The following is a 13,185-nucleotide window of genomic DNA, read 5'->3' as shown; positions in this document are numbered from 1 at the left end:
AGATATTCAATAAAATGTCCAAGATGAATGACTTTATTCAACAGGAGACCATAACAGGAATCGTTCCCATGACCAACAAGGATCGTCAGTATTCTTTCTGGGATCTCTTTCTATCAACAAGTGGTTTTGCTATCGCAACTTGGTGTTATACCCAAGGAGCCTATGTGGCTCAATATTTGACCTTTAATCAAATGTTGATTAATATTTTTAGTTTCAACATTATCTGGGTTTTTATCGAATGTCTCCCAATCTTGTTTGCGGTTAAATATGGAATTGATTTGTGGATTTGGTTGAGAGCCGTTCTAGGTAGAAAAGGGGTGGCTATTCTATCAACCGTGATTAGTCTGGCAAATTTTGGTTGGTATGCCGTTACCGCCAATCTTTTTGCCAGCTCCATGATTCATTTGGCAAATAATTTTGGACTTGGTTTAGACAAGGGAGTATGGGCACCGATTCTAGGCACCCTCTGTGTTCTCCTTGGAACGCTGATTGCTCTTGGAGGTCCAGAGGTGATTAAAGGTACTAATCGCTTTCTGGTGGTAGCCTTGTTATTGGTCGGGCTAATCATTGTTGGAATCTGTTTTGTTGCGGTTCCTATAACTGATATTATGAATGTCCAGCCTGCCATCCAAGAAAATTTGACACCGATTGAACGTTTTATGATGTCAGGGGAAGGAAATGTGGCTGTAGCCTTTTCTTGGTCTACACAAGCCTTTGTCTTGCCACGTTTGGCAAAATCAGAACGCAGTGGCTATTGGGCTACAGCATTATCGTATGGGGTTGTTGCGCCATTCTTCGCTGCGACAGGTGGGGTGATGGCTTTGGCTATGTTTGTCAAAACAGGTGTCTATGAAAGTGACCCAACGACGATGCTTTCCACTCTAAGCACTCCTGCCTTTGCCCTTTTAAGTTTACTACTGGTAGCTTTTGCTAATATTGGAACCCAGGGTACAGGATCGTACGTGAACTGTATGATTGTAAAAAGCGGGATGCCCAAAGTGAGCTATAAACTAATGGTTTGGATTGCGATGGTTTATGTGAGCCTACTTACGATTTGGGGAGGAGTGGATGAATACTTCGGTTCCTTCATCTCGCTGGCTGCCTATATTCAAGGTCCCATTATCGGAATGATCGTTGTAGACTACTTTATCTTAAGAAAACGAAAACTTGATTTGCATTCAGCCTATTTCCTCGAAGGACATGACGCCTATGAGTTTACAAATGGCTTTAACCTGGTGGGATTATCTTGTGTAATCATTTCCTTGTTAGTTGCAGTACTATTTGTTTACAACCCTATAACAAAGCATATCCAGAGTCCTATGTTCCTGCTCACAACTGGTAGTGGCTTTACTGCGATCTTTGGTGGTCTATTGTACTGGCTAGCTAGCTTAACTTCTTTAAAACGCTATATGATTAAGGATAGAGATTCTGTTACGATTTAAGTTTAAGAGAGAAGGCTATTTCTCTCTTTTTTGTGATTGAATGTTACAAAATCTTGAAAAAGAGATGAAAGCGTTTGATAGTTTTTGTAAGAAAGTGTATAATTATAGTAGCAATAAAGAAGGAGAAGTCTCATGGCAGTTAAAGATTTCATGACCCGTAAGGTAGTTTATATCAGTCCAGATACGACTGTAGCACACGCAGCAGATTTGATGCGCGAGCAAGGTTTGCACCGTTTACCTGTTATCGAAAATGACCAATTAGTTGGTCTGGTAACAGAAGGAACCATTGCGGAAGCCAGTCCATCTAAAGCAACCAGCCTCTCTATCTATGAGATGAATTATCTTCTCAATAAGACTAAAGTTAAAGACGTCATGATTCGCGATGTTATCACAGTGTCAGGTTATGCTAGTTTAGAGGATGCGACTTATCTCATGTTAAAGAATAAAATCGGTATTCTTCCAGTTGTGGACAATCAACAGGTTTATGGTGTGATTACGGATCGTGATGTTTTCCAAGCCTTTTTGGAAATCGCTGGTTATGGAGAAGAAGGGATTCGTGTTCGGTTTATTACGGGAAATGAAGTTGGGGTTTTGGGGAAGATTGTGACCTTGATTGCAGAGGAAAATCTGAATATTTCACACACAGTCAATATTCCTCGCAAGGATGGTAAGGTTGTTATTGAAGTTCAAATTGATGGGACGATTGATTTAACCTTCCTGAAGGAGAAATTTGAAGCGCAAGGTATCCAAGTAGAGGAGATTGCTCGAACATCTGCTAAAAAGTTATAAAATGGAGGGTGAAAGCCCTCTTTTTTGTATACAATTTGAAATAACAAGCAAAATATGGAAAGAAATGAGAAAATGTGGTATAATGAAACGATGTGAATAAAGGAGTATTTATGGACATTTCAGAAATTCGTCAAAAAATTGACGCAAATCGTGAAAAATTAGCTTCTTTCAGGGGGTCTCTTTGACCTCGAAGGACTAGAGGAAGAGATTGCCATCTTGGAAAACAAGATGACAGAACCTGATTTTTGGAACGATAATATCGCGGCCCAAAAAACGTCGCAAGAATTAAATGAATTAAAAAATACCTACAACACCTTCCGCAAGATGGAGGAGTTGCAGGATGAAGTTGAAATTTTATTGGACTTTTTAGTAGAAGACGAGTCTGTACGTGATGAACTGGTTGAACAGTTGACAGAACTGGATAAGATGATGACCAGCTACGAAATGACGCTTCTCTTGTCAGAACCTTATGACCATAATAATGCAATCTTGGAGATTCATCCAGGATCTGGTGGTACTGAGGCTCAAGACTGGGGTGATATGTTGCTCCGTATGTACACTCGTTATGGGAATGCAAAAGGCTTTAAAGTAGAAGTCTTGGATTACCAAGCTGGTGATGAAGCGGGCATCAAGTCTGTGACCTTGTCCTTTGAAGGTCCTAATGCCTACGGTCTTCTCAAGTCAGAAATGGGTGTTCACCGTCTGGTACGTATTTCACCATTTGACTCTGCCAAACGCCGCCATACTTCATTTACATCCGTTGAGGTTATGCCTGAGTTGGACGATACCATCGAAGTGGAAATCCGTGAAGATGATATCAAAATGGATACCTTCCGTTCAGGTGGTGCTGGTGGACAAAACGTCAATAAAGTTTCAACAGGTGTGCGTTTGACACACATTCCTACGGGGACAGTCGTTCAATCGACAGTCGATCGTACCCAGTATGGAAATAGAGATCGTGCTATGAAGATGTTGCAAGCCAAGCTCTATCAGATGGAGCAAGAAAAGAAAGCTGCGGAAGTCGACTCCCTCAAAGGTGAGAAAAAAGAAATCACTTGGGGAAGTCAGATTCGTTCTTATGTCTTCACACCTTATACCATGGTAAAAGACCACCGTACGAGCTTTGAAGTTGCTCAGGTAGATAAGGTCATGGATGGAGATCTTGATGGTTTCATCGACGCCTATCTCAAATGGCGAATCAGCTAAGAATAGAAAGGAACTCACATGTCAATCATTGAAATGCGAGATGTTGTCAAAAAATACGATAACGGAACGACTGCTCTTCGTGGAGTCTCTCTTAGTATTGAACCAGGAGAATTTGCCTATATCGTTGGGCCTTCTGGAGCAGGGAAGTCAACCTTTATTCGAGCTTTATATCGAGAAGTAAAGATTGAAAAAGGGAGCCTAACAGTGGCAGGCTTCAATTTGGTTAAAATCAAGAAGAAAGATATCCCTCTGCTCCGTCGCAGTGTTGGGGTAGTCTTTCAAGATTACAAACTCTTGCCAAAGAAAACCGTTTATGAAAATATTGCTTACGCAATGGAAGTTATCGGAGAGAACCGCCGCAATATTAAGAAACGGGTTATGGAAGTCTTGGACTTGGTCGGTTTGAAACACAAGGTTCGTTCTTTCCCTAACGAACTCTCAGGTGGAGAGCAGCAACGGATTGCGATTGCTCGTGCGATTGTGAACAATCCTAAGGTCTTGATTGCTGATGAGCCGACAGGAAACTTGGACCCAGATAATTCTTGGGAAATTATGAATCTGTTGGAACGCATCAATCTCCAAGGTACTACTGTCTTGATGGCGACCCACAATAGCCAGATTGTAAATACCTTGCGCCACCGTGTCATTGCCATTGAAAATGGCCGTGTCGTTCGTGACGAAGCTAAAGGAGAATATGGATACGATGATTAGTAGATTTTTTCGCCATTTATTTGAATCATTAAAAAGTTTAAAACGAAATGGCTGGATGACAGTAGCAGCAGTGAGTTCGGTCATGATTACTTTGACTCTAGTTGCCCTGTTTGCATCCGTAATTTTTAATACAGCTAAACTGGCTACCGATATTGAAAACAACGTTCGTGTCATGGTTTACATTCGTAAGGATGTGGCGGATAATAGTGAAACGATTGAAAAAGAAGGTCAGACAGTTACCAATAATGACTATCACAAGGTTTATGATGCCTTAAAAGCCATGCAAGGTGTTAAGAATGTCACTTTTTCAAGCAAGGAAGAGCAGTATCAAAAATTGACTGAAACGATGGGAGACGATTGGAAGGTCTTTGAAGGAGACGCCAACCCACTCTATGATGCCTATATCGTTGATACCAATACTCCGAGTGATGTTCCTAAAGTAGCAGAAGAGGCCAAGAAAATTGAAGGGGTATCTGAGGTTCAAGACGGTGGTGCCAACACTCAACGACTTTTCGAACTGGCTTCCTTTATCCGTGTATGGGGATTGGTTATTGCAGGGCTCTTGATTTTTATCGCAGTCTTCCTCATTTCCAATACCATCCGTATTACCATTATTTCTCGGAGCCGTGAAATTCAAATCATGCGTCTAGTAGGAGCTAAAAACGGCTATATTAGAGGACCATTCTTGCTAGAGGGTGCCTTTATTGGCTTACTAGGTGCAGCGATTCCTTCAGTCCTTGTATTCTTTGTTTATAATATGGTTTATCAATCTGTCAATAAATCCTTGGTGGGGCAAAACTTGTCAATGATTACACCAGATGTGTTTATCCCTCTGATGACAGTCCTATTATTTGTCATCGGAATCTTCATTGGATCAATCGGATCAGGAATTTCAATGCGTCGATTCTTGAAAATCTAGTTGGATATAAATGCAACTTGCAGACCAAATCAGAAATAATACAATTTTAAAAGAGAAGTTTTCTTGAGCTTCTCTTTTTTCTTTTAGCACTTGTATAAAAATTTAAGAAAAACGGGAAATTTTTTTATAAAAGCCTTTACAAAAAAAAATAAAGTGGTATAATTAAATTATAAACAAGTGCAAACGTTTTCGTAAAACGTTTGCCTAAATAAAATAAAGGAGATTTGAATGATGAAAGCTACATTCAAAAATGTCTTGTCTTTCGAGTTTTGGCAGAAATTCGGTAAGGCTTTGATGGTGGTTATCGCTGTTATGCCAGCCGCTGGATTGATGATTTCAATCGGTAAATCACTTGCAATGATTGACCCAAACCTTGCTCCCCTAGTTATTACTGGTGGCGTACTAGAGCAAATTGGTTGGGGGGTTATCGGTAACCTTCATATTTTGTTTGCCCTCGCTATTGGGGGAAGCTGGGCAAAAGAACGTGCAGGTGGTGCATTTGCAGCCGGACTTGCCTTTATCTTGATTAACCGTATCACTGGTACAATCTTTGGTGTATCAGGCGATATGTTGAAAAATCCAGATGCTATGGTAACTACTTTCTTTGGTGGTTCAATCAAAGTTGCTGATTACTTTATCAGTGTTCTTGAAGCACCAGCCCTTAACATGGGTGTCTTCGTAGGTATTATCTCAGGTTTTGTAGGGGCAACTGCTTATAACAAATACTACAACTACCGTAAACTTCCAGACGCACTTTCATTCTTCAACGGAAAACGTTTTGTACCGTTTGTTGTTATTCTTCGTTCAGCTATTGCAGCAATTGTACTTGCAGCTTTCTGGCCAGTAGTTCAAACAGGTATCAATAACTTTGGTATTTGGATTGCCAACTCTCAAGAAACTGCGCCAGTTCTCGCACCATTCTTGTATGGTACTTTGGAACGTTTGCTCTTGCCATTTGGTCTTCACCATATGTTGACTATCCCAATGAACTACACAGCTCTTGGTGGTACTTATGACATTTTAACTGGTGCAGCTAAAGGTACTCAAGTATTTGGTCAAGACCCACTATGGCTTGCATGGGTAACAGACCTTGTTAACCTTAAAGGTACAGATGCAAGTCACTACCAACAATTGTTAGATACTGTTCACCCAGCTCGTTTCAAAGTTGGACAAATGATCGGTTCATTCGGTATCTTGATGGGTGTGATCGTGGCTATCTACCGTAATGTCGATGCTGATAAGAAACATCAATATAAAGGTATGATGATTGCGACAGCTCTTGCAACATTCTTGACAGGGGTTACTGAACCAATCGAGTATATGTTCATGTTCATCGCAACACCGCTTTACCTTGTTTATGCAGTAGTTCAAGGTGCTGCCTTTGCTATGGCAGATATTGTTCACCTTCGTGTCCACTCATTCGGTTCAATTGAATTCTTGACTCGTACACCACTAGCAATAAATGCTGGTATTGGTATGGATATCGTTAACTTTATCTGGGTAACTGTTCTCTTTGCTGTAATCATGTACTTTATCGCAAACTTCATGATTCAAAAATTCAACTATGCAACTCCAGGACGTAACGGAAACTATGAAACTGCTGAAGGAGCATCAGAAGATGCAGCTCCAGGAGAAACAAAAGTTGCAGCAGCTTCTCAAGCCGTAAATATCATTAACCTTCTTGGTGGCCGTGCAAACATCGTTGATGTGGATGCATGTATGACTCGTCTTCGTGTAACTGTTAAAGATGCAGATCGTGTTGGTACTGAGGAAGAATGGAAAGCTGAAGGGGCTATGGGACTTGTCATGAAAGGACAAGGTGTCCAAGCTATCTACGGACCAAAAGCTGACGTATTGAAATCTGATATCCAAGATATCCTTGACTCAGGTGAAGTAATTCCTGAAACTCTTCCAAGCCAAATGACGGAAGCTCAACAAAATACTGTACATTTCAAGGGTGTAACTGAGGAAGTTTACTCAGTAGCTGATGGTCAAGTCATTGCCTTGGAACAAGTGAAAGACCCAGTTTTTGCTCAAAAAATGATGGGTGACGGATTTGCGGTAGAACCAGCAAATGGAAATATCGTATCTCCAGTTACAGGTACTGTATCAAGTATCTTCCCTACAAAACATGCTCTTGGTCTTGTGACTGAAGCAGGTCTTGAAGTACTTGTTCACATCGGTTTGGATACTGTAAGCCTTGAAGGAAAACCATTCACAGTTCACGTTTCTGAAGGACAAAAGGTTGCTGCTGGTGATCTTCTTGTCACAGCTGACTTGGATGCTATCCGTGCAGCAGGTCGTGAAACTTCAACAGTGGTTGTCTTCACAAATGGAGATGTTCTCAAATCTGTTAAATTAGAACAAACTGGTTCTCTTGCAGCTAAAACAGCAGTTGCTAAAGTAGAATTGTAATATACTTGAGGTTGGAAGCTGTTTTCCAACCTCTTGTTTTAGGAGAAAAGCATGAAATTTTTAACACTCAATACCCACAGTTGGATGGAGAAAGAAGCAGAAGAAAAATTCCAGCTCTTGCTCCAAGATATTCTTGATAAAGACTATGATTTGATTTGTTTCCAAGAAATCAATCAGGAAATTACTTCTCCTGAAGTGGAGGTTAATGACCTCTATCAATCTTTGCCAGCGGCAGAGCCAATTCACCAAGACCACTATGTTAGACTTTTGGTTGAAAAATTGTCTGAGAAAGGAAGAAGCTATTATTGGACTTGGGCCTATAACCATATTGGTTATGATCGCTACCATGAGGGAGTAGCTATTTTGTCTAAAACACCTATTGAAGCCAGAGAAATTTTAGTTTCGGATGTAGATGATCCAACAGACTATCATACTCGCCGTGTCGCCTTGGTAGAGACAGTGGTTGAAGGCAAGGAGCTTGCTCTTGCAAGCGTCCATCTCTCTTGGTGGGATAAAGGTTTCCAGGAAGAATGGGCACGATTTGAGGCTGTGCTGAAAGTTTTGAACAAACCTCTGATTTTAGCAGGTGATTTCAATAACCCAGCTGGTCAGGAAGGCTACCAAGCGATTTTAGCTAGTCCTCTAGAGTTACAAGATGCTTTTGAAGTTGCTAAGGATAGAAGCGGTAGCTATACCGTTCCACCAGAAATTGATGGTTGGAAAGGCAATGCCGAACCACTTCGAATCGACTATGTCTTTACAACGAAAGAGTTAGAAGTAGAAAGCTTGCATGTAGTTTTTGATGGTCAGAATAGTCCACAAGTCAGCGATCATTATGGTTTGAATGCGGTATTAAATTGGAAATAAAAGCAAAAAATGAAAGGAAGCGATTCCTTTCATTTTTTTACAAAAATCTCTACAATTACTATTTTGGAGAAGGAGTTTTTTGTATATTTGTATATTATGAGGAAATATCCACAAATAAGTTTTTAAAAATTTACGGTCAAAAAAAAATCGATAATATCAACTATTTATGATAGAATGAAATTATGAAATAAAAGGAGGACTGGAATGTTTTTTCAGGATAGAAAGATAAAATATTCAATCCGCAAATTGTCAGTTGCTACTGTGTCCCTTGCGATTGGATTTTTGTTTGCGCCTGCGGCGCTTGGAGCCGCTCAAGTAGCTCAAGCTGATGAGCTTGTAGCTACTGAACAAGTGGAGAATAAAGCAGAGAATCAGGTCTCGGTGGGCTCTTCTGCAACAGAGCAAGCAGAATCCCAGAAAGAAAGCCAAGTTGCTTTGAAGTCTGCTGCACCTGCTGCGACAGAGACAAGTCAAGCGACAGATTCGACTGCTTTTAAAAATACTCAGCCAGCTACAGGCACAAGCCAGCCAGCTGCAGCCACTGCTCAACCAGCTTCAGCAAATGCTAGTCTCAATAAGAGCACTTTGGAGAACTACCTCAAAGAGTTGCGTAGCAAGGACTTTTCAAGTAAGACAGACGATAGTCTAGAAATCTTGAATGGTGTAATGACAGCTGCCGATGGTGTGCTTCAAACTGCGACAAAGCAAGAAGAAATTGATAAAGTTTATCGCAATCTCGTGACTTTTGTCAATTCAGGCCTTCGTGATAAAAATCCGAAGTTCATCCCAGACAAGGATAAGACTCCTCGTTCGGCACTTTATGAGTTTGAAAGTGCTACACCAGGAAAAACGGTTCCGTTTGGTCTGAACTACTTGAAGCCAGAAGACACAAAAATCTACAAAAAGGGCGATAAAGTAAAGGCCATCCAGCCAACTGAAACAACTTATGTAGAGAATGATGGAAGTGGTAGATGGACCTTTAAGGGCTATGACTATGATAGTCAGGTGATTGACAAAGATGATGTTTTCTTCACAGGGAAGTGGGAATATACACCGACACCATATAAGGCTACCTATAGAGCGGTTAATGGTTCACCTGGAAAAACTCCGCCACCTTATGTTGCAAACTGGAGTCCAGAAGATAAAAGAAGATTTGCTGAGGGCGAAGTAGTAAAAGCACAAGAATTTCACTATGTTTTTTATACTTCAGAAGAATATCCTAACCGAAAAGGCTATTGGGCTTTGACTGGCTTTGATGCTCCAAGTAAAGTGGCAAACAATGGCGATGTGGAGTTCGTAGGAACTTGGAAATACTTTGAGGATGTCACTGTATCCTACAAACCTATGAACCAGCACGATTTTGAGAATTTTTATCATTTACCAAGTAGTCCTAAGACCTCACGTGACGAATATAAATTACCTCTTCCTAAGGAGATAAAAGATCTAGAAAGTAAGCTATACGATTACAAGCTTTCTCTCAATCAGTTTGATAAACGTGATGAGTATTTACCTAAAAATATACTGGATACGGTAGCAGCCTTGCTTCGCTACGATGAAGTTCAAGGTGTCTACAAACCCTTTTATGATGCGGAAAATGAAGGAAATTGGACCTTTGAGGAAGATGTAGTAGATTTAACCTTCAGTCGTGAACTAGAGCGGGCGGCTACATATGGGGAAATACCAAAAGTTACAATACCATTGGAGTTTGTATTTAAAGGGGTTCCTCGGGAACCGACTTATGAGTTTGTCAGTGGAACGGCTGGCAAAGCACTACCTGCTGAGATCAATAATCTGAAGCCGGTAGATATGCCTGAATGGGAGTATGCAAAGAGAAAGCAATACCCGAAAGGTGAGATGGTTCAGTCTGTTAGACCGACTCAAGAGTCCTACTATGATGCAGTTAACAAGGGTACCTGGACCTTTACAGGCTACGATTTTACTGAAAAACCAGTAAGTGAGTGGGATCATAAAGGATGGAACCTTAAGTTTACAGGTACTTGGACTTTTGTAGCGGATAAGTACTCAGAAAACTATGAGTTTGTTAGCTCAGATCCTAGTCGATCTCTACCAGCTGCAGTTAAGGCCTTGACGCCAAGTAATACAAATACTTACGATAATGGCGATACTGTATATGTGGAATATCCACGTGAGACGACCTACATGGACTTTGATAACGAGGGTACTTGGAAATTTAATGGCTATGACGCTAATAGCAAGGTAGTTAATCAAGATAAAGTTCTCTTTACAGGTAAATGGTCCTTCACACCACACAGAGATAAGACTGTTTCCTTTGACTTTGTCAGTGATACCCCAGGGAAGGCTATTCCGAATGATCTGAAGGCGCAAATTCCAGCTTCTATCACGACATCTCCGAAAGATTATTCTGATAATGTTAGATATGTCATTGAAAGTTTCTATACATACACAGATGATGATAATGATGGTACATGGAAGTTTATTGCTCCTGAGAAGATAGAAAAACCATCTGATGATGAGGACTCTACTTACACACTCCACTGGGTCTTTGAACCGACCAAGCGTAGTGTTTATTATGACTTCTATACAGATTCAAAAGATGATTCTGGTCAAACGATCTATCCGCCATCAACTTTGTATAATTTAATCACTTACGAAAGAGAATTTGTCAAGGGTGAAAAAGCTCGCGTTAAAATGCCGTCTAAAACAAGATTTGAGGATCCTGATGGCCGAGGGACTTGGGTATTTGATGACTACTATGAAGATGATAATACGACTATTTCTCCACGTGTGAAAACAGTCGGGGCAGGAGACGTTATCTTTAGAGGGAAATGGATTTTGGTTCCTACCAATCAGTCTGATACGATCTATAGAGTGGAGTATAAATTTACTAACTCGACTCCTGCGTATCCTCTTCCAAATAAGATTCGCGACATGCTTCCAGCTGGCACTGATTTCGTTGCACGAGCTGACGATTACAAAGATGCAAGCAAACTTGACACAACCACAGTAACTGTTCCGACAGGTACTTGGACCTTCCATGGTTTTGATGCGGATAAATACGGAAAAGCTATTGCAGGTACGAAAGTGAAGACCATCACAGGAACTTGGAGCTTTACGCCAAATGGTGTAGACTATCAGTTCCAATCAACTAATCCTGCTTTCGTATTACCAGATCATATCACCAAGTTGACTCCGAAAAATCCTTATGATTACAAGTTATATCCTAAGGAAATTCTGGCTGAACAACCAAGTGAAACGACTTATGTTGATACAGCAAATAAAGTGACTTGGACATTTGCAGGATACGATAAAGAAAAAATCGTTGTAGCAGAAGGCAGACAGACTTTCCTTGGAAGCTGGGTGCCTACTCCAAATCCAGAATATGTATTCAAATCTTCTGACGCACGTGTTCCATTGCCACAAAGTATTTTGGGAATGCTTCCAAATGATGAAGCTTCTTATAAGGTTGGTGACACCATTGTAGCCAAACAACCTGCTAAAGAATCAGTAGCTGAAGAAGAAAAAGACTATGTCTGGACCTTCAAAGGTTATGATCAGAAGAATGCGACTTATAATGGCAAGCGCGTGACATTTACAGGTATCTGGGAAGCAACGCCTAGACCGCATCATGTAAGCTATACTTTTGAAAGCGAAACGGCTGGTGTTGATTTGCCTGAATTTATCCAGAAGAAAGCACCAAAAGACAGCTCAACTTACTTCAATGGGACGAGAGTTTTTGCAGAAGAGCCGACAACAAAGACTCACAAAGATGATGTGAACGACGGTACTTGGACTTTCGCTGGTTATGATGCCAAAAGTAAGATTGTGAAAAAAGCTGATTTGACTTTCACAGGTAAGTGGAAGTTTGAAGCTAACAAGTACCAAGCTACTTACAGTTTCGCAAGTGCGACAGCAGGTAAAGCTCTTCCAGCAGCCATCGCAGCATTGACTCCAAGCGACAGTGCAACATATGTGAACGGTGCCTCTGTTTCAGCTCAACAACCATCTCAAACTACATACACAGACCCAGTGAACGATGGCACTTGGACCTTCAAGGGTTATGACGCAGCTAGCGCCGTTGTCAACAAGGCAGATGTAGAGTTTGTAGGAAAATGGACCTTTGAAGCCAACAAGTACCAAGCGACTTACCGCTTCGAGAGCGCCACAGCAGGTCAAGCACTTCCAGCAGCCATCGCAGCAATGACTCCAAGCGACAGTGCAACATATGAAAATGGCAATACTGTTTCCGCTAAGCAACCAGCGCAAGCGACCTACACAGATACTGTGAACGATGGCACTTGGACCTTCAAGGGCTATGACGCAGCTAGCGCCGTTGTCAACAAGGCAGATGTAGAGTTTGTAGGAAAATGGGCTTTTGAAGCCAACAAGTACCAAGCTACTTATCGCTTCGAGAGCGCAACAGCAGGAAAAGCTCTTCCAGCAGCCATCGCAGCATTGACCCCAAGCGACAGTGCAACTTATGTGAATGGCAGTACTGTTTCGGCTAAACAACCATCACAAACCACTTACACCGACGCAGTGAACGATGGCACCTGGACCTTCAAGGGTTATGATGCAGCTAGCGCCGTTGTCAATAAGGCTAATGTAGAGTTTGTAGGTAAGTGGGCCTTTGAAGCTAACAAGTACCAGGCTACTTACAGTTTCGCAAGTGCAACAGTAGGTAAGCAACTTCCAGCAGGTATCGCAACACTACTTCCAAGCGACAGTGCAACATATGTGAATGGTAACTCTGTTTCGGCTAAACAACCATCACAAACCACATACACAGATAGTGTGAACGACGGCACATGGACCTTCAAGGGTTACGACGCAGCTAGCGCCGTTGTCAACAAGGCT

8 protein-coding genes are annotated in these 13,185 nt (G+C 41.4%); all 8 read left to right on the top strand.

The window, feature by feature from the left end; translation table 11 throughout:
* The first annotated feature begins 14 nt into the window (after positions 1-14).
* A complete protein-coding gene (locus tag M1F97_RS08605) occupies positions 15-1,442 on the top strand; it encodes a cytosine permease (protein ID WP_125449942.1) in 1,428 nt (475 codons plus the stop codon).
* Between the two features lie 132 nt (positions 1,443-1,574).
* Positions 1,575-2,231, top strand: coding sequence for a CBS domain-containing protein (locus M1F97_RS08600; RefSeq protein WP_247944830.1), 657 nt, complete (start codon positions 1,575-1,577; stop codon positions 2,229-2,231).
* A gap of 110 nt (positions 2,232-2,341) precedes the next feature.
* A protein-coding gene (gene prfB, locus M1F97_RS08595) for a peptide chain release factor 2 (protein ID WP_125449940.1) occupies positions 2,342-3,437 on the top strand; the annotation gives its coding sequence in 2 pieces (ribosomal slippage) (positions 2,342-2,413 and positions 2,415-3,437; 1,095 coding nt in all).
* Between the two features lie 18 nt (positions 3,438-3,455).
* Positions 3,456-4,148 carry a cell division ATP-binding protein FtsE gene (gene ftsE / locus M1F97_RS08590; protein ID WP_000022257.1) on the top strand — a complete coding sequence of 231 codons (693 nt, stop codon included), beginning with the start codon at positions 3,456-3,458 and terminating at the stop codon, positions 4,146-4,148.
* Positions 4,141-5,067 (top strand): permease-like cell division protein FtsX, encoded by a 927-nt coding sequence (ftsX, locus tag M1F97_RS08585; protein WP_125395619.1) that lies wholly within the window; start codon positions 4,141-4,143, stop codon positions 5,065-5,067. Before ftsE ends, ftsX begins: the two co-directional genes overlap by 8 nt.
* Before the next feature lie 228 nt (positions 5,068-5,295).
* Positions 5,296-7,482 carry a PTS transporter subunit IIBC gene (locus M1F97_RS08580; protein WP_247944829.1) on the top strand — a complete coding sequence of 729 codons (2,187 nt, stop codon included), beginning with the start codon at positions 5,296-5,298 and terminating at the stop codon, positions 7,480-7,482.
* A 51-nt stretch (positions 7,483-7,533) separates the two neighbouring features.
* Complete coding sequence (locus M1F97_RS08575; RefSeq protein WP_247944828.1) at positions 7,534-8,349, top strand: endonuclease/exonuclease/phosphatase family protein; 816 nt, start codon at positions 7,534-7,536, stop codon at positions 8,347-8,349.
* 204 nt (positions 8,350-8,553) lie between these two features.
* The coding region (locus M1F97_RS08570; RefSeq protein ID WP_247944827.1) for an SHIRT domain-containing protein at positions 8,554-13,185 on the top strand (4,632 nt) is incomplete at its 3' end.

Origin of the sequence: Streptococcus oralis (assembly GCF_023110435.1) — a bacterium.
In the GTDB taxonomy this organism is placed as follows: Bacteria; Bacillota; Bacilli; order Lactobacillales; family Streptococcaceae; genus Streptococcus; species Streptococcus oralis_CF.
The sequence above is the reverse complement of the archived record's forward strand: the minus strand, read 5'-3'. Positions and strand labels throughout refer to the sequence as shown.

Excerpts from the sequence above, each read along its gene's own strand:
- M1F97_RS08575 (WP_247944828.1), top strand. The coding sequence starts at position 7,534 with ATGAAATTTTTAACACTCAATACCCACAGTTGGATGGAGAAAGAAGCA.
- ftsE (WP_000022257.1), top strand. The coding sequence starts at position 3,456 with ATGTCAATCATTGAAATGCGAGATGTTGTCAAAAAATACGATAACGGA.
- ftsX (WP_125395619.1), top strand. The coding sequence starts at position 4,141 with ATGATTAGTAGATTTTTTCGCCATTTATTTGAATCATTAAAAAGTTTA.
- M1F97_RS08580 (WP_247944829.1), top strand. The coding sequence starts at position 5,296 with ATGATGAAAGCTACATTCAAAAATGTCTTGTCTTTCGAGTTTTGGCAG.
- M1F97_RS08600 (WP_247944830.1), top strand. The coding sequence starts at position 1,575 with ATGGCAGTTAAAGATTTCATGACCCGTAAGGTAGTTTATATCAGTCCA.
- M1F97_RS08605 (WP_125449942.1), top strand. The coding sequence starts at position 15 with ATGTCCAAGATGAATGACTTTATTCAACAGGAGACCATAACAGGAATC.